Source organism: Dokdonia sp. (assembly GCF_039945015.1).
Taxonomy (GTDB): Bacteria; Bacteroidota; Bacteroidia; order Flavobacteriales; family Flavobacteriaceae; genus Dokdonia.
On sequence record NZ_JBDUXP010000018.1, the window covers coordinates 510,207 to 534,186 of the forward strand.

24 protein-coding genes are annotated in these 23,980 nt (G+C 35.0%); 20 read left to right on the plus strand and 4 right to left on the minus strand.

What is annotated here, in order from left to right:
- Window positions 1-7 precede the first annotated feature (7 nt).
- Both ABJD27_RS13830 and ABJD27_RS13835 read left to right on the plus strand, forming a co-directional pair.
- Window positions 8-781 carry an alpha/beta hydrolase gene (locus ABJD27_RS13830; RefSeq protein WP_348163485.1) on the plus strand — a complete coding sequence of 258 codons (774 nt, stop codon included), beginning with the start codon at window positions 8-10 and terminating at the stop codon, window positions 779-781.
- Window positions 782-987: 206 nt separating this feature from the next.
- A complete protein-coding gene (locus ABJD27_RS13835) occupies window positions 988-1,236 on the plus strand; it encodes a hypothetical protein (protein ID WP_348163488.1) in 249 nt (82 codons plus the stop codon).
- Here ABJD27_RS13835 and thiL read toward each other — a convergent pair.
- On the minus strand, window positions 1,233-2,285 hold the full coding sequence (gene thiL, locus ABJD27_RS13840; RefSeq protein WP_348163491.1) for a thiamine-phosphate kinase: 1,053 nt from the start codon (window positions 2,283-2,285) through the stop codon (window positions 1,233-1,235). The genes ABJD27_RS13835 and thiL overlap by 4 nt on opposite strands.
- Before the next feature lie 198 nt (window positions 2,286-2,483).
- Here thiL and ABJD27_RS13845 point away from each other — a divergent pair, with 198 nt between their 5' ends.
- The 4 genes from ABJD27_RS13845 (at window position 2,484) to ABJD27_RS13860 (ending at window position 7,276) form a co-directional block, all read left to right on the plus strand.
- Window positions 2,484-3,902, plus strand: coding sequence for a choice-of-anchor B family protein (locus ABJD27_RS13845; protein ID WP_348163494.1), 1,419 nt, complete (start codon window positions 2,484-2,486; stop codon window positions 3,900-3,902).
- Window positions 3,903-4,002: 100 nt separating this feature from the next.
- A complete protein-coding gene (locus ABJD27_RS13850) occupies window positions 4,003-5,427 on the plus strand; it encodes a hypothetical protein (RefSeq protein WP_348163496.1) in 1,425 nt (474 codons plus the stop codon).
- Window positions 5,428-5,441: 14 nt separating this feature from the next.
- Entirely contained in the window at window positions 5,442-6,203 is a 762-nt protein-coding gene (locus ABJD27_RS13855) for an MbnP family protein (protein WP_348163499.1), read from the plus strand.
- Window positions 6,203-7,276 (plus strand): cytochrome c peroxidase, encoded by a 1,074-nt coding sequence (locus ABJD27_RS13860; protein WP_348163502.1) that lies wholly within the window; start codon window positions 6,203-6,205, stop codon window positions 7,274-7,276. The genes ABJD27_RS13855 and ABJD27_RS13860 overlap by 1 nt, the downstream gene beginning before the upstream one ends.
- On the opposite strand, the gene ABJD27_RS13865 is transcribed toward ABJD27_RS13860, so the two are convergent.
- From ABJD27_RS13865 to ABJD27_RS13875, 3 genes are read right to left on the minus strand one after another with little or no spacing between them, the layout of a single operon-like run.
- On the minus strand, window positions 7,273-8,133 hold the full coding sequence (locus tag ABJD27_RS13865; protein WP_348163504.1) for a hypothetical protein: 861 nt from the start codon (window positions 8,131-8,133) through the stop codon (window positions 7,273-7,275). The two genes, ABJD27_RS13860 and ABJD27_RS13865, sit on opposite strands and share 4 nt — an antisense overlap.
- 60 nt (window positions 8,134-8,193) lie before the next feature.
- Complete coding sequence (locus ABJD27_RS13870) at window positions 8,194-8,952, minus strand: sulfite exporter TauE/SafE family protein (protein WP_348163506.1); 759 nt, start codon at window positions 8,950-8,952, stop codon at window positions 8,194-8,196.
- Window positions 8,953-8,964: 12 nt separating this feature from the next.
- On the minus strand, window positions 8,965-11,001 hold the full coding sequence (locus ABJD27_RS13875; RefSeq protein ID WP_348163509.1) for a TonB-dependent receptor: 2,037 nt from the start codon (window positions 10,999-11,001) through the stop codon (window positions 8,965-8,967).
- Window positions 11,002-11,096: 95 nt separating this feature from the next.
- Between ABJD27_RS13875 and ABJD27_RS13880 the strand changes: the two genes are divergently transcribed.
- From ABJD27_RS13880 to ABJD27_RS13945, 14 genes are all read left to right on the plus strand, one after another.
- Window positions 11,097-13,466 (plus strand): hypothetical protein, encoded by a 2,370-nt coding sequence (locus ABJD27_RS13880; RefSeq protein WP_348163512.1) that lies wholly within the window; start codon window positions 11,097-11,099, stop codon window positions 13,464-13,466.
- A gap of 164 nt (window positions 13,467-13,630) precedes the next feature.
- Window positions 13,631-14,719 (plus strand): T9SS type A sorting domain-containing protein, encoded by a 1,089-nt coding sequence (locus tag ABJD27_RS13885; RefSeq protein ID WP_348163514.1) that lies wholly within the window; start codon window positions 13,631-13,633, stop codon window positions 14,717-14,719.
- A gap of 169 nt (window positions 14,720-14,888) precedes the next feature.
- A complete protein-coding gene (locus tag ABJD27_RS13890) occupies window positions 14,889-15,218 on the plus strand; it encodes an iron-sulfur cluster assembly accessory protein (RefSeq protein ID WP_348163520.1) in 330 nt (109 codons plus the stop codon).
- 143 nt (window positions 15,219-15,361) lie between these two features.
- On the plus strand, window positions 15,362-16,807 hold the full coding sequence (gene sufB / locus ABJD27_RS13895; protein ID WP_348163516.1) for a Fe-S cluster assembly protein SufB: 1,446 nt from the start codon (window positions 15,362-15,364) through the stop codon (window positions 16,805-16,807).
- A 25-nt stretch (window positions 16,808-16,832) separates the two neighbouring features.
- Window positions 16,833-17,714: an N-acyl homoserine lactonase family protein gene (locus tag ABJD27_RS13900; protein WP_348202056.1), complete on the plus strand. Its 882-nt coding sequence runs from the start codon at window positions 16,833-16,835 to the stop codon at window positions 17,712-17,714.
- Between the two features lie 10 nt (window positions 17,715-17,724).
- A complete protein-coding gene (locus tag ABJD27_RS13905) occupies window positions 17,725-18,132 on the plus strand; it encodes a hypothetical protein (RefSeq protein WP_348168854.1) in 408 nt (135 codons plus the stop codon).
- Window positions 18,133-18,162: 30 nt separating this feature from the next.
- Complete coding sequence (gene sufC, locus ABJD27_RS13910) at window positions 18,163-18,915, plus strand: Fe-S cluster assembly ATPase SufC (protein ID WP_348168851.1); 753 nt, start codon at window positions 18,163-18,165, stop codon at window positions 18,913-18,915.
- An 86-nt stretch (window positions 18,916-19,001) separates the two neighbouring features.
- Complete coding sequence (sufD, locus tag ABJD27_RS13915) at window positions 19,002-20,318, plus strand: Fe-S cluster assembly protein SufD (RefSeq protein WP_348168848.1); 1,317 nt, start codon at window positions 19,002-19,004, stop codon at window positions 20,316-20,318.
- A 59-nt stretch (window positions 20,319-20,377) separates the two neighbouring features.
- Window positions 20,378-21,634: a cysteine desulfurase gene (locus tag ABJD27_RS13920; RefSeq protein ID WP_348168845.1), complete on the plus strand. Its 1,257-nt coding sequence runs from the start codon at window positions 20,378-20,380 to the stop codon at window positions 21,632-21,634.
- An 11-nt stretch (window positions 21,635-21,645) separates the two neighbouring features.
- A complete protein-coding gene (locus tag ABJD27_RS13925) occupies window positions 21,646-22,203 on the plus strand; it encodes a GNAT family N-acetyltransferase (RefSeq protein ID WP_348168842.1) in 558 nt (185 codons plus the stop codon).
- Window positions 22,204-22,268: 65 nt separating this feature from the next.
- A complete protein-coding gene (locus tag ABJD27_RS13930; protein ID WP_348168839.1) occupies window positions 22,269-22,691 on the plus strand; it encodes an META domain-containing protein in 423 nt (140 codons plus the stop codon).
- A 2-nt stretch (window positions 22,692-22,693) separates the two neighbouring features.
- Window positions 22,694-23,119 carry a SufE family protein gene (locus ABJD27_RS13935; protein WP_348168836.1) on the plus strand — a complete coding sequence of 142 codons (426 nt, stop codon included), beginning with the start codon at window positions 22,694-22,696 and terminating at the stop codon, window positions 23,117-23,119.
- Window positions 23,120-23,124: 5 nt separating this feature from the next.
- Complete coding sequence (locus ABJD27_RS13940) at window positions 23,125-23,451, plus strand: SUF system Fe-S cluster assembly protein (RefSeq protein WP_348168833.1); 327 nt, start codon at window positions 23,125-23,127, stop codon at window positions 23,449-23,451.
- Window positions 23,452-23,456: 5 nt separating this feature from the next.
- The gene (locus ABJD27_RS13945) at window positions 23,457-23,963 is read left to right on the plus strand and encodes a DUF2480 family protein (RefSeq protein WP_348168830.1); all 507 of its coding nucleotides are present in this window, start codon (window positions 23,457-23,459) and stop codon (window positions 23,961-23,963) included.
- Window positions 23,964-23,980 lie beyond the last annotated feature (17 nt).

The following is a 23,980-nucleotide window of genomic DNA, read 5'->3' on the forward strand; positions in this document are numbered from 1 at the left end:
AGCCAAAATGAACATTACTCATAAGGGTACAACCATTTTTTATACAGATCAAGGAGAAGGAGATCCTATTGTGTTCCTACACGGGTTTTTAGAAAACAGTTCTATGTGGGACGTTTTTCTTCCAAAGCTCTCAAAAAGTCATAGAGTAATCTGTATTGACTTATTAGGTCATGGCACCTCAGGATGTTTGGGATACATACATACTATGCAGGATCTTTCGGCGGCAGTGTATCATGTTATTGATACGTTACAACTCATGGATGTTACAATTATTGGACATTCTATGGGGGGATATGTTGGGTTAGCTTTCGCGAAAGCGTACCCAGAAAAATTAAAAGCATTATGTCTCCTTAATTCAACCCCAGAAGCCGACCCTGAAGAGCGAAAACAATTACGCATGCGTGCTAATACTATGGCCAAAACTCAATTTGATCAACTCGTACGTATGTCTTTTATCAATCTTTTTGACCCTACAACTAAAGAAACATATGCCAAAGAAATAGCACTAGCTCTTAAAGAAGCGCTTCAAACTCCTGTACAAGGATATATTGCGTCTAATGATGGAATGCGACTAAGAGAGGATTCTTCTGAATTTTGGAAAATAGCTCCTTTTAAAAAAGGAATGATCCTAGGAGAGAGTGATTGGATTGTTCAGGCACAAGAGCAGAAAGAAAAATTTGAATCACATCTCGATCTATTTGCAATCATCAAAGGAGGACATATGAGTCATATATCAAATAAAGAATCTGTACTCAAACTTTTACTAGATTTCTTATCATAGTCTATATACTTATATAGACACCTACACGATGGATTTAAGATATTATGATACCTTTTTAACAAGTACATTATATAAAAACATCAGTTTAACGTAACAAAATGTTGGCAAAATATTCTTAATTGTTAAATTATCGTGTATTTCATCGATAATTTTGTGTTGTTTGTAGATTTTATTTACATTAGTATCACTATTAAACCCCAGACCCCATGAATACAACTAAAACCAAAACTGAACCAACCTACAGTCCATTTTCAAATCTACAATGCAAAGTTTTTGGACATAAGTATCGTATCACAAAAAGATATGAATCTAACATCAAAGAATTTGAATGTGCAAATTGCAAAAAGCAATTTACATTAGATGGTTACGGACATTACACACCACTTACTCCTAAACTACGTCGTATTAACGAAGTTTATGAAAATTTCTACACTAGAAAATTAGCAGTACGTTAATCATTAGATTGCAATGCGTTCCAACCTCTAGCTACTAGAGGTATTTTAGTATTGCCTCGAGTAATAAGATGTGCCCCTTCATCTTCACTCGTTATGTGCCCAATAACTGTAAAGTTAGGATTTGCTTTAATTTTAGGATAATCATCCTGATGTATAGTAAACAACAGCTCATAATCTTCGCCTCCGCTCAAGGCAATGGTCGTACTATCTATATCAAATTCTTCACAGGTACTTATTACTTGTGGATCTAAAGGGATTTTATCTTCATAAAGATTACAACCTACTTTAGAATTTTTGCATATATGCAGTATTTCTGAAGATAAGCCATCACTTATGTCAATCATAGATGAAGGCACTATTTCTAAAGATGTAAATAAAGCAATAATATCTTTTCTTGCTTCTGGTTTTAATTGACGTTCTACAATATATGCGTACTGTTCTAAGTCCGGTTGACTATTAGGGTTTACCTTAAAAACAGCTTTTTCTCTTTCTAAAATTTGTAATCCCATATAGGCTGCTCCTACATCACCTGTTACTACTAAAAGATCATTAGGTTTTGCCGTTGCTCTCGATGTGATTTTTTCTGCTGGTGCTTGTCCAATAGCCGTTACACTTATTACAAGTCCTGTTGTAGACGATGTAGTATCTCCTCCTATTAAATCTATTTCATAATTTTTACAAGCCGTCTGAATTCCTACATATAAGTCTTCTAGTGCTTCTAAAGGAAAACGATTAGAAACTGCAATAGACACCGTAATCTGACTTGCAACTGCATTCATAGCATATACATCAGAAAGATTAACCATCACCGCTTTATATCCCAAATGTTTTAAAGGAACATAACTTAGGTCAAAATGCACTCCTTCTATAAGAAGATCCGTAGTCACCACAATTTGTTGATCAGAAAAGGCTAATATAGCTGCATCATCTCCAACGCCTTTTACTGTACTCTTTTGAGTAATTTCAAAGTGTTTTGTAAGATGATCTATCAATCCAAATTCACCTAATTCTTCTAACGAAGTTCTCCCTTGATCTTTGTTTTCTAACATAATCGCAAAGGTAATAAACCGCAATCGAAGGGTATAATTTTCTCTCCATTTTCAAACAATTTATCAAGTATCACTGGGAATTTTGAACCTTGACTTGTTATATATTTGAATATTGACACGTAATACTTGATCAAACATAACATATTTACTTCGTAAATTTTATATGTTTACTCTATCCTACATAAAAAAGTCAACGCTATGAAAAATTATATTACTCAACTATGTATCATTTTGGGATTTCTCCAAATTTCAAACACAATAATTGCGCAAACCCCATGTAGTGACAATGACGCAGGAGGATTTCCTTGTGAAGGATATGATTTACAAGACAGATTGACGAATAGCCAGATGGATACTACATTTACAAATGACAGTTGGGGATGGACAGACCCTCTAGATGGTAAAGAATATGCGCTTATTGGATTACGTAATGGTACCGCATTTGTAGACATCTCAGATCCTAACAATGTAGTATATCTAGGAAAATTACCTACTCATACTACAGAAAGTTCTTGGAGAGATATAAAAGTATATCAAAACCATGCTTTTGTTGTGAGTGAAGCTGGTGGACATGGGATGCAAGTTTTTGACCTCACACAATTACGTAATGTTACAAACCCTCCTCTCACTTTTACGGAGACCGCTCATTACGATGGATTTGGGAGTGCTCATAATATTGTTATTAATACAGAATCTGGTTATGCATATGGTGTTGGAACACAAACTTTTTCTGGTGGACCTCATTTTATAAATATTCAAGACCCTGTAAATCCTGTAGGAGAAGGTGGTTATTCTGCAAACGCATATAGCCATGATGCACAAGTAGTTACTTACAGCGGCCCAGACACAGATTATATAGGGAGTGAAATACTTATAGGAAGTAATGAAGACGAGATTGCCATTGTAGATATTACAGACAAAGCAAATCCAGTAGAGATTTCGACAATCACATACCCAAATATAGGATACACACACCAAGGATGGTTTACAGAAGATCAACGCTATTTTTTACTAGGCGATGAGTTAGATGAATTAGGCTTTGGGTTTAATACTCGAACCATTGTATTTGATTTTGATGATTTAGACAATCCAGTACTTCATTTTGAATATGAAGGCACAAATCTATCTACAGATCATAATGGATATGTCGTAGGAAACTTATTCTACCTTGCAAGTTATAGAGCAGGGATGAGAGTGATAGATATATCAGATATTGCAAATCAAAACATAAACGAAGTCGGATATTTTGATACAGTTCCTAGTAGTAATAATGTAGGTACATCTGGTTTATGGAACGTATATCCATTTTTTGAAAGTGGTAATATTGTACTCAGTGGAAGCAGTGGTTTTACTCTTGTAAAACAAAATGATGCCCTTAGCGTTACTACATTTGAAGATGCCACTGAAACTTCTATGTTTCCTAATCCATCTTCTGGAATTATAGAAATAACGTCTAACTCATCTATAGGAGACGTATCTGTATATAATACATTAGGGCAATCTGTATATAAAATGAATAGTATTAATAACAATATACAATTAGATCTTACTCATTTACAAGCAGGAATTTATTTTGTTCAAACAGACAATAGCACTCAGAAACTAATCCTAAAATAAGATTAAAATGCTTCCTTCTTTTAAGGACTAGAAGCGATATTAATAGTGAAGATTTTATCATTAGAAGAATTAAAATCTAAAAATACTAAGTAGCAGAAAAATGAAAAAATTACTTTTTACGCTTTCGCGAAAGCGTATACTCTCCCTACTCCTACTTGCAATACTCACTATGGCATGTAGTAAAGATGAAGGGGGATTACCTGATCCTGATAGTACCGACACCGAAACTGATGAACCTGAAGAGGAAGAAGACACCACACTTAACTTTACAATAGAGTTTATACATGTTTTTGGAGGAAGTGAAGATGATACTTTTCATGATGTAAAAGCAACCAGTGATGGAGGTTTTATCGCTTTAGGATATTCTCAAAGTATAGATGGTGATATTACAGACAATACAAATCAAGTAAATATGTATTGGCTTGTAAAAACAGATAGTGCTGGTAATATACAATGGTCAAAAACGTATGGAGGTACAAATGATGACCGTGGAGAAGAAGTTATTCAAACCTCAGATGGTGGTTATGCTTTATCTGGTTATAGTAGAAGTAGTGATGGAGATGTAAGTGCAAATGAAGGTTTTCAAGATCACTGGATTGTAAAACTAGATGCACAAGGAGAAATCCAATGGGAAAAGAATTATGGATTTTCTGGATCTGACCAAGCATTTTCTATCATACAAACCTCAGATGGTGGTTATTTTACCTCTGGTTTTCTAGATGTAACAGCATCAGGCGGAGAAGGGGATGATCTTTTAGAATCAGAAAATAATGAAGAAACTAGAGCTGAGCAACATGGTGTTGGAGAATTTTGGGGTCATAAACTAGATGCCAATGGAAATAAAGAATGGCGTCGTTATTTTGGAGGAACCAATAATGATCGTTCTTATGCTGCTGTTCAAGCAGACGACGGAGGTATTCTTATGGTAGGCGCTAGTGAAAGCACCGATTTTGACATATCTGACCCTAAGGGGAGTTATGATTTTTGGGCTGTGCGTATAAGCGCTACAGGTGACCTTTTATGGGAACGCTCTTTTGGAGGAACAGAGATCGATATTGCCTTTGCAGTTACAAAATCACAAGATGGCAATTATGTAATTGCAGGAGATACACGTAGTAATGATGGAGATGTTACTGGCTTTAATGGAAATGCAGATGTATGGGTTATAAAAATAAATGATCAAGGAACGTTACTATGGGAAAAGACATTAGGAGGTACAAATTTTGACACCGCTAGAGCTATTACGGCTATACCTGATGGATTTGCCATTACAGGATCTTCTCGAAGTAATGATATAGATGTTACTACAAATAGTGGTCAGAATGACTTTTGGATTGCTATAATGGATACTAATGGCAATTTGCAAAACCAACGATCTATCGGAGGAGATGGTATTGATTTTGGACTTGGAATTGCTGCAAATGCTCAGGGAGAAATTATTGTTGCTGGAGAAACTCAAAGTACTAGTGGAGAACTCACAAGTACCAATGGCTCGCAAGATGCTGTTTTAATAAAAATAAACTAAGAAAAAAGAAAAATATGAAAAAGGCTATCACACTTTTAGTTGGAATTGCTACCCTACTATTAGCTTGTAATAATGATGAGTCAGGTACGACACCTGCCGATCCAGGGAATCTAAATTTGGTATTTGAAAATACTGTAAATGGCGCTTCATTAATGATGGATGCCATGACTTATACAAATAGTAGTAATGAGAATTATGGAGTAAGCGAACTAAAGTATATCATCTCAAATATTACATTAATAAAAAATGACGATACGGAATATATATATCCAGTAGCAGATAGTTATTTCCTTATTAATGAAGAAGGTAATAAAACAGCAAACCTTGTAGATGTTCCTGCAGATACATATAAAGCCATAAAATTTGGAATAGGTGTAGATCCTACAAAATACCCTATAGAATCTGGTACACTAAATTTTGTTCCACTTGCAGAAGAGGCTGGTATGCTATGGACTTGGTCTGCTGGATATAAATTTTTAAAATTTGAAGGAACCTATAGTAATGCTACTACTCCTGATGAAACTACTCCTTTCCTATATCACGTAGGGAGTCATGGAGCTACGCTAGATAATTACAAAGAGGTTACCATTCTTATTTCTGAACTACAACTTAATAGCAATAGCACTGCATCAAAAACAATTCAATTTGACGTTGCAAAGATTTTTGATAGTTTACATACTCTTTCTCTAGAAGAGAAAAATGAAATCATGGTCGACCCCATAAATGCTCCAAAAATTGCAGAAAACACGAGTGCTGCTTTTAGTATTATAGAATAATGAAACCTATAACATATCTCATCATATTCCTTTGTTTTTGTGCATGTAGCTCAGACAATAGTAATGGAAATAATGCAAACACTGGAGATGATGATCCAGCAGTTGTAACAAATCCATTATTAGACTTTACAGTACCCTCTAATTTTCCAGATGCGACCTATAGTATTATTCAAAATCCACCTACAGAAAAAGGATTTGAACTAGGAAAAAAGCTTTTTTATGATGGACAGTTAGCTTCTGACGGAGTTGTTTCTTGTGGTTTTTGTCATATCCAATCATTTTCATTTACACATCATACCCATATCACGAGCCACGGCGTAGATGGTCAAATAGGTTCTCGTAATGCACAACCATTACACAACCTTGCCTTTATGAATGAATTTACTTGGGATGGTGCTGCTACGTTTCTAGATACGCAACCTATCATCCCGATTACTGCTGAGGTAGAAATGAATGAAACCGTTTCAAATGTACTATCAAAACTTGCAGCAGATGATGACTACCCGACAATGTTTGAAGAAGCTTTTGGATCTGAAGGCATAAGTGCAGATCGTATGTTTAAAGCATTATCACAATTTATGGTCATGATGATCAGCGCAAACTCTAAGTTTGACAAATTAGAACGAGGAGAAGCTGTTACATTTACAGATGAAGAGAATGCAGGTCGTGCTGTATTTGATGCAAAATGCGCCTCTTGTCATGCCGGAACATTACAAACAGACCAATCATATCGTAATAACGGACTTCCAGTTGATCCAGAGTATAATGATATAGGGAGAGAACGAGTTACTGGGGTAGCAAGTGATAATAGAAAGTTTAAAGTTCCGAGCTTACGTAATATTGAGATTACATTTCCATATATGCATGATGGCCGTTTAGGAACCTTAGAAAACGTACTTGATTTTTATACTGATGGTATGGTAGATAGTCCTACCCTTGATGATCAATTTAGACGTCCAGATGGAACTCTAGGATTAGATATAACAACAGAAGAAAAAGTACAACTCATTGCATTTCTAAAGACACTCACAGATAATGACTTTATAGAAGATAGGCGCTTTGCTGAATTCTAAAAGATAGAATCTTTTTTCTGATCTCCTATTTTTTGATCAATACGTTTCTTTAAACCTTGTGCAATCAGGTGTTTTGGATCTAAAGAGACAGCTTTATCAATATACTTTGATGCAAGATTTAGGCTATCCATTTTAAAATAGATATCTGCATACGTAGCATAAGGACCCGCAAGTGTAGCATCGTTATGCATTGCTACAACCTCATCTGCATAAGACAGTGCTTTTTTATAATTTCCAAGTTCTGCTTCTAAGGAAGCTAGATAACTTTTAAAAAATGACACCTCTTTAATCTCTTTTTGCGTTACTAGTTTTTGCAATGAATCTATAGCTACTTGTGCTCCATGAGCAGCATGTAACACTTCTATATATTCTGCTTTGATGTAACTTTCTTTGGGATATGCATGTACAAAAGTTCTAAAATTGATCTCAGACAACGATCGGAAATCCTTTATGATTCCTGCAATCTTATCAGGCGCTTGCGATCGTGCATTCATCATGTCTATATTTAATTCATAAATATCTAGCAGTAAGCGCTCATCTACTGAGACTGTTTCTTTTTTAGATACTAGTTCTTGTTTTATCTTTAAGCGTTCCTCTATATCTGAACTTATTCTTCCCACTAAACTCTTACCAATTAAGAAATCAGAATCATGCGCAACAGCCTTCCTAAAAGATGCTTCAGATAATGTCCATTGTCCGTTATCCATGATTTGCTCCCATCCTTTCTTAAAATGAAATAATGCTGAGTCATTTTTTGTCCCATAATCAAAGGAAGCTCGGTCCTGTGGTTGTGTACATGAAAAGATAAAAAGAGGTGTACAAATTACAATGCTAATTATTCTTTTCTTATAGTCCATTTTATCTTCTATTTGATATGTAGTAAACCATTTTATCAATGGTCATCGTTGTTTGAAAAGCTATGTAAAGAACATTCTAACGACAGCAAGCACTAATACAACAATCAACACATAATATGCTATTTGATCTGCCCATTTACTTTTACTAGCAAATCGAGCGGTGAGATAGCCTCCTATTGTTTGCCCTATTGCCATAATTCCGCCTAATTTCCAATCTATTAATCCTTGATAATGAAACATAGCAATAATCACCAAAGTATATAATGCAATCACAAATGACTTTAAAGCATTTCCTTCTATAATATTAAGGCGCATCCCTAGCACCATAATAATAAGAAAGAACACTCCCATTCCCATCTGAATAAAACCGCCATAAAAACCTAATGCAAATAATAATGGCCAATACACGTACCAAGAAGGTTGAAATGTAGCATCTGTTTTACGCAGCCATCTTTTAGGTTTTACGAGAACAGCAATAAGCATAAAAACAAGCATAAATCTAAAAACAGATCTAAACTGTTCATTACTCACATTAAGTGCAAGAATAGCGCCTGCAATAGCACCTATAAAAATAGGGTAGACATATTTTTTTGTATGCGTTAGATTAAGTTTTCCATTTTTATAAAACACCCAAGAAGTTGCTGTGCACTGTGTAAAAACGCCTATGCGATTTGTTCCATTTGCCATATTAGGAGGAAGTCCTAAAACTTCAGTTAGGATGGTTAACGTAATCGCACTTCCATTACCTGCAAGTGTATTGATCCCTCCTGCAAAGAGAGCCCCTACAATGGCAATTGCATACATCTGTAACTCTGTCATAGTAGCACAAAATTAAAACCTCAACTCAACACCTCCATAAGCATTAAAACCAGGTGCAGGCTCGAAAAATCTACCTCCAAAAGCATTAATACGTACATTATCTGTATATGCCTGATCCAGCAAATTATTTACACCAACATAAGGTCGTATCATCACATTTTTATATCCAAAATCATATCCTCCTCTAAGGCTGATATTCTCATATCCTTCTACCTCTGCTTCATTACTATCATTTGCATATTGCAATCCTACGATGGATGTTTGAATTCCCACATAAATCCCTTTATCAGATCGGTATTGAAGTCCAACGTTTGCCACATGTTTTGGAATTCCTGGCAATGCGTTTCCATCAAAAGCGCCATTAGGTGTTGTAAAATTACGGTATTTAAAATCTGAGAAAGTGTAGGATGCAGATACACTCCACGCTTTCGCGAAAGCGTATACCCCTTCTACTTCAAAACCATTACGATTGGTTTTTCCTGCATTTCTAAAAAATGTACGATCTGGAAAAGCCTCTAATTCAAAAGGCACCAAATCATCCTGAGTATCTATACGAAAAAAGGCAAGTTGATACCTTAACTTCTTTGCAAATGTTCCTTCAAGCCCTATTTCATAATTAGTCGCTCTCTGCGCTTCAAGGTCTTCGTTAAATCCTTGCCCTCCATCTGGATTTGCAGAAAGTTCAGAAAGGGCTGGAGTTTCAAAACTGGTAGAAAAACTACTGTATATGCTATGTGCTTTCGCGAAAGTGTAATTAACACCAACACTTGGATTGATTGCATTTAAGGTAATATCTCCCGAATCATCACCATTACTTAAAAATGCATCATCTGCCGAAAGTTTATTATAATCAAAACGAAGTCCCCCAGTAAAATACCAGTTTCCTATCTCTAAATGATCTGTCACATATACTCCAATGTTTGTAAACTTTTCTTTCTGATCTAATGTCTGATCACCCTGAGTTCCTTCTAGATTTCGGAAACGTTGTCTATCATCATTTTGATATCCAAAGTCATATCCAGCTTTCAATTTATTTTTTCCTTTTATATAAGAAATACTAGCACCTTGTCCTAGGTAATTTCTTCCCAAATCAATAACGCCTCCAAATTCAAATGGAAGTTTGCCATCAAATTGTCTATTATTATAAAAGAGGTATCCCTCTACTAGAGTATGCTTAGAGCGATTCCAGACAATACTTGCTCCTACTTTAAACTGTCGTATCTCTTCTCCTGTTTCAAAAAGCACATTACGATCTCTGGCTTGTCTTCGATTTTCTTGTACCGATTCTAGTGTCAAACTTCCTGGATCTTGAGCCTCGGGAGAATCACTATAATTTAGTAATGCTTTTAAGGTCACGTTATCTCCTAAACGGAAGTTTGCTTTAAAGTTGGTATTGGTTTGCTTAAATCCGCTTTGATCACGGTATCCATCTGAAGACACATAACTTCCGTGAAAAATATAGTCGGCATTTTTTGTCCCAATACCACCTGTGGCTTGAAAGTTTTGAAATCCATAAGCTCCCACACTTCCTTTCCAACTAGAAAAAGGAGATTCTACATTATCTATGGTTTGTATGGAAATCACACCTCCTGATGCATTACCATATAAACTCGAACTTGGCCCTTTTAAAATCTCTATACGATCAATAATTCCTAATGTAAGGTTATCTAATTGTCCTTGACCATCTGGAGTTGTTTCTGGAATCCCATCTACAATAAGTTTTATGCCTCGTATTCCAAAAGCAGAACGCGCTCCAAATCCTCTAATAGAAATTCGCAGATCCTGCGCAAAATTTGTTGCATTCTGAGTAAATACCCCAGAACTCTGCTGCACATATTCTTGTAATGACAATTGTTGTTTTGTAGCATCCTCTGGTCTCGCTTGATATACGGATACAGATGCCGGTAGTTTTTGCAACGTACTAGAAATACGAGATGACTGAATATAAACAGTATCTAGTTTTTGAGCTGGAATAGTATCTGTTTGCGCATAACACGTTTGAATAGTTAGTACTAACAAGACACTATAATGTAGAAATTTATTTTTCAAGCAATTTGATTTTCATCGAAAAATACGCCCTAGCTAAGGAAACTCAAAATAAAGTTGCAAAATTAAGGTATCTTTAAGATAAGAACTAATTAAAAATGATACGATTATTTAAAAAATTCAAGAGGTGGATCTATGCAAAATTAGATAAAATCACTCCCGGGAAAACAGCTATAAAAGGAGCTTCAATAGCACTACTCATTTCCTCCATAATTTTGTTTTTATTATTTGCACTCTCTAGCACATTAGAGGCAGGTGATCCTTGGTTATTTATATTTTTTATTGGATTTGCAGGACTATTTGTAGTAAGCGCATATATATCATTATGGGTGATTAAAAAATTTAATCATATCCCAAAAAGATACAAAATCGCTGTATTAATTGCGATTCCTCTATTCCTTTCTGCCCTTGCTTTTGAAGGGCTATATATAATAACAGCTATTATAATCACATCATTATTAGGAGCTTCAATAGCCATTATTTTAAAAGGTACATTTAGAAAATTAACAACTCCTAAGAAAGTAGTCACTATACTAGGTTTTATACTAGGTCTAGGAGGATTCATAAGTGCTATTATAGCCTATATTCCTACAGGCTTTGAAATGAAACCTATCATAAATGCCGCTGCCGTAAATACCGCTACTATAAAAAACATAACAGCTCCTTCTCCTGCAAAAAAAGGAACATATCCTGTAAAAACACTTACATATGGAAGTGGCAAGGATCATCATAGACCAGAATTTGGAGAAAATGTCACCATCAAAACCGACAGTGTAAACGGTGTTCCCTTTCTAGATAATTGGGAAGGATTTAGTGGTTGGTATAGAGAACAATTCTGGGGATTTAATGCAAAATCGTTACCTGTAAATGGATATGTTTGGTATCCAGAAGGAGAAGGCCCTTTTCCATTAGCACTTGTTGTTCACGGGAATCATATGATGCAAGATTTTTCAGATACGGGATATGGATATCTAGGAGAACTTCTAGCTTCGCGAGGAATTATTTTTGCTTCTGTTGATGAAAATTTCTTTAATAGTTCTTGGTCAGATATTACAGGAGGATTGGATGAAGAGAACGATGCTCGCGGATGGATGTTATTAGAACACTTACGTGTATGGCAAATGTGGAATACTGATAAAGAAAACATCTTCTACAATAAGATAGACACTACAAAATTAGCTCTTTTAGGCCATTCTCGTGGTGGGGAAGCTGTAGCTCATGCTGCCTTACTTAACAAAATGCCATCTTATTATGATGATGCGACAATCCCACTAGACTATGATTATGACATCCAATCTATTGTAGCCATTGCTCCAGTAGATGGTCAATATGAACCAGGTAATGCACGCACCACATTAAAAGATATTAACTACCTTGTTTTACACGGGGCACAAGATGCTGATGTCTCATCTTATGCCGGATCTAAACAATATGAACGCATTACTTTTTCTGACAGTACTCATTATTTCAAATCGGGAATCTATATTCAAGGAGCCAACCATGGACAATTTAATACGAGTTGGGGAGATAATGATGTAGGATCTTTTACGAAGCTTCTAAATAATAAGCCTTTATTGCCTGCAGAAGATCAAAGAAAGATTGCACAAGTGTATATAAGTGCTTTTCTAGAAACTACCCTTAAAGACAATACCACATATAAATCCTTATTTACAGATGCGCGTAAAGGCAAAGATTGGCTACCAGAAACCATCTATTTAAATCAATATGAAGATGCTAGTTTTGAAGCAATAGCTAGTTTTGATGAAGACTTTAATGTACATACCGCTACAGCGGGTAGTTCGACTATTGCTTCAGAACACGTATCTGTATGGAGAGAGCAAGAAATCAAACTTAAATGGGGAGAAAAAGGTAGCCGCGCTTCTTATATAGGATGGCATTATGACGATCTAGAAGAAGGAGAAATTGTACCTGATTCTATCCAAGCTAAATATATTATTCATATTCCTGACACCTTAAAAACTATAGATAGCACCAGTATATTTATGTTCTCTATGGCTGAATCTACTGAAAGTTCAAATCCCAAAACTAGTGGAAAGTGGGTAAACAAAGAAAATGAAACGAATGAAATAGCAGAAAATAATACGTCTGACAAAGAAGGGAATGAGGATGAAAGTGAAAAGGATGAAAACAAAAAAGACAAACCTAAAGAGCCCATTAACTTTTCCATAAAAATGACAGATGCTTCTGGTGAAATAGTGCATTTCCCTTTAAGTCACTTTTCAGCACTACAACGCGAACTAAAAGTAAGGATATGGAAATCCCAATTTCTCAAAGATGAAGATTCATCTGAAAATATATTTCAAACTTTTTCCTATTCCCTGAGCGACATCCAGACATTCAATCCTTTTTTTAATATTACCACCATTAGGAAGATCGCTTTCATTTTTGATAAAACACCTAAAGGAGTTGTTGTGATAGATGATATCGGTTTTATGAAACAGGAATAGTATATCATAGAATTTAAAGTATGCTTTCGCGAAAGCATACTTTCATGCAAATTTGAGACAGATCAAGGCGTATATGAATTCTCTATAGTACAACTTGATTTTTAACATAATTCAAAACGCTAACTAGCTACAAATTAGTATTTTTAATCTATCAATCATCTATTATGAAATCAATTTACTTGCTATTCTTTTTACTTATCTCATTTCTTTCAAATGCTCAAGAAGACTTAAATCGTACTTGGTTTTTAACTGAGCTTACAATGAGTGGAAGCACTGTAAATATTCCAAATACTGTATTTTCAGATCTATCTATAGACACGTCCACAGGAGAATATATAGGAAGTTTAGCATGTAATGGGCATGGAGGATTGATGATCAACTTCACGGATACTACAATTACTATTGAAAGTTATAACCAGACCCTCGATGTATGTGATATTCCTGAAGAAAGTGCTTTTGAAGGAGCTATGTCCGATTTTTTTGGCAATCCTCAACCTCAAGATTTTTCCTATTCTATAAATGAAGATTCATTAGAATTTACACAGCTCACCCTTATAAAAAGTAATGGTGATCAAGCAATATATGGTACAATTAATTCAAATGTTCCTTCAGATATTTCGCAAGAAGGATGGTATTTGGATTACTATGAAATAGATGGTGTAGCACAAAATCCTCCCACAAATCAGGAGAATCAACTTAATGATTTTACTATTAGTTTATTTAATGACTCCAATGAAGTACAACAAGATTTTGTATGTCTCTTTGGTGGGAATGGTGTTTTTTCAACATTCAATTATTTTGGAGTTCCAACAATTTCAATAGGATTTCTTGCAACACTGGCCGATGAGTGTATTAATACCATATTAGCAGATTATGACTACCTATTTTTAATGCAATTAGAAGGTAAAACACATACTTATGAAATTATAGAGGAAGGTCAAGGTAGACATCTTATTCTTACAGATATAAATGGTGATCGTATTTTTTACACCAATGCATTCTTAAACACTGAAGAATTTGGTCAAGATATTTCGATTCAATTATTCCCAAATCCTTCACTAGACAAAATCACAATTACTGGAGATCATATTAACCGTATACAATCCTACCAAATTATAGATATACAAGGTAGGATTATCTCACAAAATATTTTTGATACAATCATTGATGTAGAAAGCCTTGCTACAGGTATGTACTTTTTAAAATTACAAGGAATCCAAACAGAAACTACACGTCGTTTCATTAAAAAATAACGATTTAAAAAGACAGCAAAAACCCATATCATTTATCTATAAAATCCACCTTGATTTTATTATTTATTTTACTATAGAAAAACCCTATCACAGTATATGTTAGAATAATGTTAGGTTCTATGGAAAAAAGCTACTTATGGCGTATATTTGCATATTATTTAGAATCATTATGATTAAAGTAACAACAGAAGCAAAAACAAGAATCGCAGGTCTTATGCAAGACGATGGATATGATATCGCTACAGACTACGTAAGAGTAGGTGTAAAAAGCGGTGGATGTTCTGGTTTATCATATGATTTAAACTTTGATAAATCTCAGGCAGAAGACGATAAAGTTTTTGAAGACAACGACGTACGCTTAATAGTAGATAAGCGTAGTTTTTTATATCTCATAGGAACAACACTAGAATATAGTGGAGGTCTTAATGGAAAAGGATTTGTATTTAACAATCCAAATGCACAGCGTACCTGTGGATGTGGAGAGAGTTTTTCATTATAATATAACTAATGGGCCAAAGGAGAATGAAACAGTTTAGTAATAAACGCACCACCTTTTTGTTCTCCTAACGCCCTATTACGTATTTATAATGTATTGAATAACTCAATATAAGTAGCTGATTAAAATCAGTGGTATCAAAAAAAATGGCATATACTGAAGACGATTTAAGAGAAGAATTAAAAACCAAAGAATACGAATATGGTTTTTTTACAGATATAGAATCTGAAACATTTCCTATAGGTTTAAATGAGGATATCGTTCGCGCAATTTCTAAGAAAAAAGAAGAGCCTGAATGGATGACCGAATGGAGACTAGAAGCTTTTAAAGTTTGGAAAGCAATGGAAGAACCAGAATGGGCGAATGTAAACTATGAAAAACCAGATTTTCAAGCTATCGCTTATTATTCTGCACCTGTAGCTGTAGACCCTAACAAAACACTTGACGATGTAGATCCAGATCTACTAACGATGTATAAGAAATTAGGAATCTCTGTAGACGAACAGAAAAAGATGAATAATATCGCAATGGATATTGTAGTCGACTCTGTTTCTGTAGCAACGACATTCAAAAAGACACTTGCTGAAAAAGGAATTATTTTTATGAGTATTTCTGAAGCTATTAAAGAGCATCCAGAACTCGTAAAAAAACACCTCGGTACCATTGTCCCAACAAAAGACAACTTTTATGCAGCCTTGAATAGCGCTGTTTTTAGTGATGGTTCTTTTTGTTACATCCCAAAAGGGGTACGTTGCCCAATGGAGTTATCTACATATTTTAGAATTAATCAAGGAGGAACTGGTCAGTTTGAGAGAACACTTCTTATTGCAGACGAAGGTAGTTATGTAAGTTACTTAGAAGGATGTACAGCACCTAGTCGTGATGAGAATCAACTACACGCCGCTGTTGTAGAACTTATTGCTCTTGACGATGCTGAGATTAAATACTCAACTGTTCAAAATTGGTATCCAGGAAACGCCGAAGGAAAAGGGGGAGTATACAATTTTGTAACAAAGCGTGGTCTTTGTGAGAAAAATGCAAAAATCTCTTGGACACAAGTAGAAACAGGAAGTGCTGTCACTTGGAAATACCCTAGTTGTATTCTTAAGGGAGATAACTCTATCGGAGAATTTTACTCTATTGCTGTAACAAACAATTACCAGCAAGCAGATACAGGAACAAAAATGATACACTTAGGTAAGAATACTAAGAGTACCATTATTTCAAAAGGAATTTCTGCTGGAAAATCTCAAAATTCATATAGAGGTCTTGTAAAAATAAATGCCAATGCAGATAACGCTCGTAACTTCTCACAGTGTGATAGTTTATTGATGGGAAATGCTTGTGGAGCACACACCTTCCCATATATCGAGGCAAAAAATAAATCTGCGCAGATTGAGCATGAAGCAACAACAAGTAAAATTGGAGAAGATCAAATCTTTTACTGTAACCAACGTGGTATAGATACTGAAAAAGCAATTGCCCTTATCGTAAACGGATTTAGTAAAGAAGTACTTAATAAGCTTCCTATGGAATTTGCTGTAGAAGCTCAAAAGCTTTTAGAAATTAGTTTAGAAGGAAGCGTAGGATAATCCTAAAACTTGCAAATAAAAACTCATGAGAAAGATTATCATACTTTTTGCTGCAGTCCTTGTCTTTATTTCTTGTAAGGAAGCAACAGTAGATACAAAAGAAGCAGAAAAAGAAAAGGTACAAGAAGTGCCATCAAAACCTGCCGTTCTTCTCTATACATTTGATGGAGGATCTGTAGGCGCAAATAACCTTAATCTCTTTGCACAAGGAGACACGTACAAAGGAGAATCAAAACAACTTGTAGATCCTTTTTATGTAGTTAAACATCCTAAAGGAACCTTACTTTGGGATACTGGATTACCTGAAGGACTTGTAGGGCAAGAAGCATACACAACTCCTGATGGGGCTTTTACCATTTCTAGAAAAGATTCTATTTTAAATCAACTAGCGACTATTGGCCTTAAAAAAGAAGATGTAGATTATATTGCTTTTTCGCATATTCATTTTGATCATACAGGTGGAGCTAGTCATTTTGCAGCTGCAAAATGGCTTGTACAAAAACCTGAATTTGATTTTTCTATAAGTGAAGAAATTAAAGGCAATGGTTTTTATGCTCCAGATTCATTTAAAGCACTTACTAATGTCATCTCACTTTCGGGTGATCACGATGTTTTTGGAGACGGTAGCGTTATTATAAAATCAATGCCGGGACATACACCGGGACATCAAGTATTATTTATAGACTTACCAGAACATGGCCCAACATTGCTCTCTGGAGATATGTATCACTTTCAAGAAAATCGTGATGGACACGTAGTTCCTGGGTTTAATCATGACCTTACACAAAGTGAAACCGCTATAGCCAATTTTGAAGCTTTCGCGAAAGCAAAAAAAGCAACTGTATATATTCAGCACGAACCTGCAGACTTTGCAAAAATGCCTGTAGCTCCAAAAACACTTAACTAATAAATCCTATATGAAAAAACTTGTCATCCTATTCGTTATAGCGCTAGCAATCACAAGCTGTAAAAATGAAACAAAAAAAGAAGATGGATCTTCAGAAACTGTTGAGAATACACAAAGCAAGAATACCTCTTTAAGAACAATTGAAGGAGAGTTTCTCTTTGTTGATGGTGCAGGCGTTATTATGGGCAACAACTTTATTTATGGTGTCGTTCTAAACGATATGACGGAGGAGCTTATAAAACAGGCCTCTTCAAAACAGAGAGATAAATTTGACATGGTTCCTGTAGTTATAAAAGGAGAAGTCAACCCAAAACCAGAAGGTAGTGATGTTTGGGAAGAAATTGTGACCATTAAAGAAATTGTAAAGGTACTTCCTCCTAAAGGAGATGAACCTATAAAAATAGAAACAGGAAAATAACAGCCTGAAATAAAAAAGAAACAATACGTTATGTTAACAGTAAAAGACCTGCATGCAGGTATAGAAGAAAAAGACATCCTTAAAGGGATTAATCTTGAGATTAAAGCAGGAGAAGTGCATGCTATTATGGGACCTAATGGTTCTGGAAAAAGCACATTAGCATCTGTTATTGCTGGTAAGGAAGAATATGAAGTATCTGGTGGCGACATCCATCTTAATGAAGAATCTATTTTAGAAATGGATCCTGAAGAGCGTGCTCACAATGGTGTTTTTCTTTCTTTCCAATACCCAGTAGAAATTCCTGGTGTATCTGTAACAAACTTTATTAAAACTGCTATCAACCAAACTCGCAAGGCAAAAGGTCTAGAAGATATGCCTGCAAGTGATATGCTTAAAATGATACGTGAGAAATCAGAACTTCTTGAGATTGACAGAAAGTTCTTATCAAGATCTCTTAATGTAGGGTTTTCTGGAGGAGAAAAGAAACGTAATGAAATATTTCAAATGGCTATGTTAGAGCCTAAACTTGCTATTCTTGACGAGACAGATTCTGGTCTAGATATAGATGCATTACGTATTGTAGCAAATGGAGTAAATAAGCTTAAAAGTAAGGATAATGCAGTGCTAGTCATTACACATTACCAACGTCTTTTAGATTATATCGTCCCAGATGTAGTACACGTACTTATGGATGGTAAGATTGTAAAAACAGGAGGTAAGGAACTTGCTCACGAGCTTGAAGAAAAAGGGTACGACTGGCTTAAAGAAGAAGTAAACGCATAAACAGTTTGGAGAAAAAAGACACGAGATATTAAGTCGCTATACGCAACATTTCGATTCTTTACATTCCTAACTCACAACTTAGACACATGAGTTTAAAAGATAAATTAGTAAGTTCACATATCGTTTTTCAAGATAGTCTTGATCCAGACTCTGCTTTATACGATTTACGTGGAAGTGCTATAAAAACATTTGAAGAAGAAGGTTTTCCTTCAAAAAAGGATGAAGCTTGGAAATACACATCTCTAAACAGCATCTTAAAAGAAAACTACAGCCTTTTTCCAACAAAAAAAGAAACCTCTCTAGATTTTAAAGATGTAGAGCGTTATTTTATTAATGATATAGACACGTATAATATCGTTTTTGTAGACGGTGTCTTTAATGCACATCTATCCTCTACTACACATGATGGAATTGACGTATGTACACTAAATTCTGCTCTTACAAAACCGAAGTATAAGCAAGTCATTGATGTATATTTTAATAAAATTGCAAAAGAAGAAAGCTTAACTTCATTAAACACTGCATATGCAAAAGAAGGAGCTTACATCTATATTCCTAAAGGAAAAGTAGCAGATAAGCCTATTCAAATTATTCACTTTGCAACAGGATCAGAAGCAGCAACACTATTACAACCTCGTAACCTTATTGTTGCAGAAGAAAATAGTGAAGTTCAAATCATAGAGCGTCATCAGAGTCTTTCAGACACCGCTGTTCTTACAAATACCGTGACTGAAATATATGCGGGTAAGCGTGCAATGATAGATTATTATAAGGTTCAAAATGATAAACTAAAAGCTTCTCTGGTAGATACTACAGAAATAGAACAACATAGAGAAAGTGTTGTTTCTGTTCATACGTTTTCTCTTGGTGGTAATATCACACGTAATAACCTTAATTATTATCAAAAAGGAGAATACATGGATTCTATCTTAAAGGGGATTACTTTAATAGAAGGTAAACAACATGTAGATCATAATACACTTGTACATCATATCGAGCCTAACTGTGAATCACATCAGGATTACAAAGGTATTTTTGCAGAGAGCTCTACAGGTGTTTTTAACGGTAAAGTAGTTGTAGAAAAAGAAGCTCAGAAAACAAATGCATATCAATCTAACAATAATATTTTGATAGATGATAAAGCAACGATTAACTCAAAACCTCAATTAGAGATTTTTGCAGATGATGTACGTTGTTCTCACGGATGTACCATAGGACAGCTAGACGAGAGCGCATTATTTTATTTACAATCTAGAGGTATCGCTCAAAAAGAAGCAAGAGCTTTACTTATGTATGCTTTTGCAAATACAGTATTATCTAGTGTAAAAATTCCGCAGTTAAAACAACGTATTACTAAACTTATTGCCAAGAAAATTGGTGTAAGTATTGGGTTTGATATATAAGTAATACAAATTATAAATTACATATTAAAATACCCGCTTAATGCGGGTATTTTAATAAAATGAAGGCATTATTGAAGATGGAAGCAACAAAATCAAACACGGCGTTTGACGTACAAAATATTAGAAAAGACTTTCCGATACTCACAAGAAAAGTAAACGGACACCCTTTAATTTATTTTGATAACGCAGCGACCTCTCAAACACCTCAAGCAGTTATAGATGCTATTGTAGATTATTATTCTAACTACAATGCAAATATTCATAGAGGTGTACATGCACTTTCACAAGAAGCTACAGATGCATATGAACAAGCTCGTATTAAAATCCAAAAACATTTTAATGCGGCAAAATCTCATGAGATCATCCTTACTGCTGGTACAACCCATGCTATTAATTTAATAGCAAATGGATATAGCTCATTACTTAAAAAAGGGGATGAAGTCTTAGTCTCTTCCTTAGAACATCACAGTAATATTGTGCCATGGCAAATGCTATGTGAACGTACTGGAGCGGTTCTTAAAGTAATACCGATGACGCAGAGTGGAGAACTGGATATGGACGCTTTCGCGAAAGCGATCTCTACAAATCTCAAACTTGTATTTGTAAATCATGTCTCTAATGCTCTAGGAACTATTAATCCTATTGAGCACATTATTGCCGAAGCTCATAAGGTAGGTGCATCTGTTGTTATAGATGGAGCACAAGCAACACCACATATCAAACCAGATGTACAAGCACTAGACGCCGATTTTTATGTAGCCAGTGCTCATAAAATATGCGGTCCTACTGGAGTAGGGATTTTGTACGGAAAAGAAGCTTTATTAGAACAGCTTCCTCCCTATCAAGGTGGTGGTGAAATGATTGACCAAGTAACCTTTGAAAAAACTACATATGCAGGACTTCCGCATAAATTTGAAGCAGGAACTCCAAATATTTGTGGCGGTATCGCAACTGGTGTAGCAATAGATTATATGAATGCTATAGGGTTTGATACCATTGCACATTACGAAGAAGAATTACTTCAATATGCAACAGAGAAGTTACTTCAAATAGAAGGGCTTAAAATATTTGGAACTTCTAGTAAAAAAACAGCTGTAATCTCTTTTAATGTAGCAGCTATTCATCCATACGATATCGGCACTATTCTAGATAAGTTAGGAATTGCTGTACGTACAGGTCATCATTGTGCGCAACCTATCATGGATTTTTATCAAATCCCAGGAACCGTGAGAGCTTCTTTTGCATTTTACAACACAAAAGAAGAGATAGATATTTTTATAAAAGGCGTACAACGAGCTGTAACAATGCTCTCATAAAGTAGTTCTATATGGTTACTATTTCTGACCAACTACAACTTATCCCTATTACTTTAGAAGATCAATCGGATCTTTTTAAATTAATGCAACGCATTTATCCACCTGCGTATGCTCATTTCTGGCATGACCAAGGGAATTGGTATATTAATCATGTATACGGTTCTGAAAGCCTAAAAAAAGACCTAAGTGAGATAGGTTCTCATTATTACTTTGTACGCTTTCGCGAAAGCGTATTTAATCAAGATTATAAAATCATTGGCATCTTTAAGACTATAGAAAATTGTACATATCCTGAGCAACCTGATATTAGCAGCTTTAAAATACAGCGTATATATCTAGATACAACCATACAAGGAAAAGGAATTGGAAAACAATTGATGCAATATGCTCATGATCGTGCACAGGCAACAAATCATAAGCTCATTTGGTTAGACGCTATGGATCAACACCCACAAGCAATGCATTTTTACGACAGACTTGGATATCAAAAAGGAGGATTGCAGTGTTTGGATTTTGAATTGCTACATCTTCCCTATCGCCCAATGTGGTATCTATACAAACATCTATAATTTCTATCATGTCAAGGTGACAGTTGTCTTTTTGGGCACTATCTTTGCCTTAAAGTTCGTATACTATGATACGGTTCTATATTTTACTATTTATGATGTGTTTGACAAACTCCTGTGCATCAAAACAAGAAACTAGTTCTCAGCCAGATGAGAACCAGATTTTTGCAGGTACTTTTGTTGTGAATACGTTGTATGGACGACTTATAGAAGGAGATGACATTATCATGAAAATTAATGATCGCACATCTAAGGTTTCTGGGCTAGCGGCTTGTAATACATACAATGTTGCTTTTACTCAAAAGCAAGAAAAGATTACATTTTCTCATGTAGTAAGCACTATGGTAATTTGTGATGATGAAACAATGAAGAAAGAAAGACGGTTTTTAAATATCTTTACAGGGATTAAAGAATTTAATACCAAAGGCGATACGCTTATTTTATATAACGAGGGTAAAGAAATTTTAAAAGCGACACGCTTTATATTTTAACTATGGCAACAATACAAGAAATACAAGAAGAGATTATAGATGAGTTTTCTATGTTTGATGACTGGATGCAACGGTATGAATATATGATTGATCTAGGAAAGTCGTTACCTCTTATAGAAGGACAATATAAAACAGATGATTATAGTATCAAAGGATGTCAAAGTAAAGTATGGGTACACGCAAATATGGAAGACGGTGCTATTAATTTTACAGCAGATAGTGACGCTATTATTACCAAAGGGATTATAGCGATCCTTATACGCACTTTTTCTGGACAAGCTCCTTCTGCCATTATAGAAGCAGATACTGCTTTTATAGACGAGATAGGGCTTAAAGAACACTTATCACCTACAAGAGCAAATGGTCTTGTAAGTATGATCAAACAATTAAAGTTATATGCTGTTGCATATCAAACGCAATTAAATTAAAGACAATGAGCGACACCACTATAAACACAGAAGAGTTAGGCGAAAAAATAGTTCGCGTGATTAAAACAATATTTGACCCAGAAATCCCAGTAGATATTTACGAACTTGGATTGATTTACGACGTATTTGTAAATGAAGACTATGACACAAAAATTCTCATGACACTTACAACTCCTAATTGCCCTGTAGCTGAAACACTACCATTAGAAGTAGAAGAAAAGATAAAATCTATTAAAGGAGTTAATGATTGTGAAGTCGAAATAACGTTTGATCCACCTTGGACTCAAGAACTAATGAGTGAAGAAGCTAAATTAGAATTAGGAATGTTATAAAACCTATGGATGAAATCGTAAACAGAGTTGCAAATAGTAAATTAATTACATTTGATCTAGAAGATTTATATGCTTCTGGAGAGCGCATTACTATTGACATTTCTCAGTGGCTAGAAGAAGGATTTTTATTACGGGAGAAAAGCTTTCGCGAAAGCGTATCAACCCATAATTGGTCACAGTATCAAAACAGCTTTGTTGCCTTGCACTGTAGTACAGATGCCATTATTCCTGCATGGGCCTATATGCTTGTTGCTACTCAATTACAAGGGATTGCAAAGAAAACAATTACTGGAACATTAGAAACTCTCGAAACGGTACTTTTTACAGAAGCAATTCTCCATCTAGATACGTCGCCATATGAAAACAGCCCAGTCATTGTAAAAGGATGTACAAATAAACCTGTCCCTCAAAACGCTTATTTATTACTTATAGAAAAACTGCAGCCAGTAACAAAAAGTTTGATGTTTGGAGAGGCGTGTTCTTCTGTTCCTTTGTATAAAAAAAGGAATTAATTTTGTGTTGAATTTTC

Excerpts from the sequence above, each read along its gene's own strand:
- ABJD27_RS13830 (WP_348163485.1), top strand. The coding sequence starts at position 8 with ATGAACATTACTCATAAGGGTACAACCATTTTTTATACAGATCAAGGA.
- ABJD27_RS13835 (WP_348163488.1), top strand. The coding sequence starts at position 988 with ATGAATACAACTAAAACCAAAACTGAACCAACCTACAGTCCATTTTCA.
- thiL (WP_348163491.1), bottom strand. The coding sequence starts at position 2,285 with ATGTTAGAAAACAAAGATCAAGGGAGAACTTCGTTAGAAGAATTAGGT.
- ABJD27_RS13845 (WP_348163494.1), top strand. The coding sequence starts at position 2,484 with ATGAAAAATTATATTACTCAACTATGTATCATTTTGGGATTTCTCCAA.
- ABJD27_RS13850 (WP_348163496.1), top strand. The coding sequence starts at position 4,003 with ATGAAAAAATTACTTTTTACGCTTTCGCGAAAGCGTATACTCTCCCTA.
- ABJD27_RS13855 (WP_348163499.1), top strand. The coding sequence starts at position 5,442 with ATGAAAAAGGCTATCACACTTTTAGTTGGAATTGCTACCCTACTATTA.
- ABJD27_RS13860 (WP_348163502.1), top strand. The coding sequence starts at position 6,203 with ATGAAACCTATAACATATCTCATCATATTCCTTTGTTTTTGTGCATGT.
- ABJD27_RS13865 (WP_348163504.1), bottom strand. The coding sequence starts at position 8,133 with ATGGACTATAAGAAAAGAATAATTAGCATTGTAATTTGTACACCTCTT.
- ABJD27_RS13870 (WP_348163506.1), bottom strand. The coding sequence starts at position 8,952 with ATGACAGAGTTACAGATGTATGCAATTGCCATTGTAGGGGCTCTCTTT.
- ABJD27_RS13880 (WP_348163512.1), top strand. The coding sequence starts at position 11,097 with ATGATACGATTATTTAAAAAATTCAAGAGGTGGATCTATGCAAAATTA.
- ABJD27_RS13885 (WP_348163514.1), top strand. The coding sequence starts at position 13,631 with ATGAAATCAATTTACTTGCTATTCTTTTTACTTATCTCATTTCTTTCA.
- ABJD27_RS13890 (WP_348163520.1), top strand. The coding sequence starts at position 14,889 with ATGATTAAAGTAACAACAGAAGCAAAAACAAGAATCGCAGGTCTTATG.
- sufB (WP_348163516.1), top strand. The coding sequence starts at position 15,362 with ATGGCATATACTGAAGACGATTTAAGAGAAGAATTAAAAACCAAAGAA.
- ABJD27_RS13900 (WP_348202056.1), top strand. The coding sequence starts at position 16,833 with ATGAGAAAGATTATCATACTTTTTGCTGCAGTCCTTGTCTTTATTTCT.
- ABJD27_RS13905 (WP_348168854.1), top strand. The coding sequence starts at position 17,725 with ATGAAAAAACTTGTCATCCTATTCGTTATAGCGCTAGCAATCACAAGC.
- sufC (WP_348168851.1), top strand. The coding sequence starts at position 18,163 with ATGTTAACAGTAAAAGACCTGCATGCAGGTATAGAAGAAAAAGACATC.
- sufD (WP_348168848.1), top strand. The coding sequence starts at position 19,002 with ATGAGTTTAAAAGATAAATTAGTAAGTTCACATATCGTTTTTCAAGAT.
- ABJD27_RS13920 (WP_348168845.1), top strand. The coding sequence starts at position 20,378 with ATGAAGGCATTATTGAAGATGGAAGCAACAAAATCAAACACGGCGTTT.
- ABJD27_RS13925 (WP_348168842.1), top strand. The coding sequence starts at position 21,646 with ATGGTTACTATTTCTGACCAACTACAACTTATCCCTATTACTTTAGAA.
- ABJD27_RS13930 (WP_348168839.1), top strand. The coding sequence starts at position 22,269 with ATGATACGGTTCTATATTTTACTATTTATGATGTGTTTGACAAACTCC.
- ABJD27_RS13935 (WP_348168836.1), top strand. The coding sequence starts at position 22,694 with ATGGCAACAATACAAGAAATACAAGAAGAGATTATAGATGAGTTTTCT.
- ABJD27_RS13940 (WP_348168833.1), top strand. The coding sequence starts at position 23,125 with ATGAGCGACACCACTATAAACACAGAAGAGTTAGGCGAAAAAATAGTT.
- ABJD27_RS13945 (WP_348168830.1), top strand. The coding sequence starts at position 23,457 with ATGGATGAAATCGTAAACAGAGTTGCAAATAGTAAATTAATTACATTT.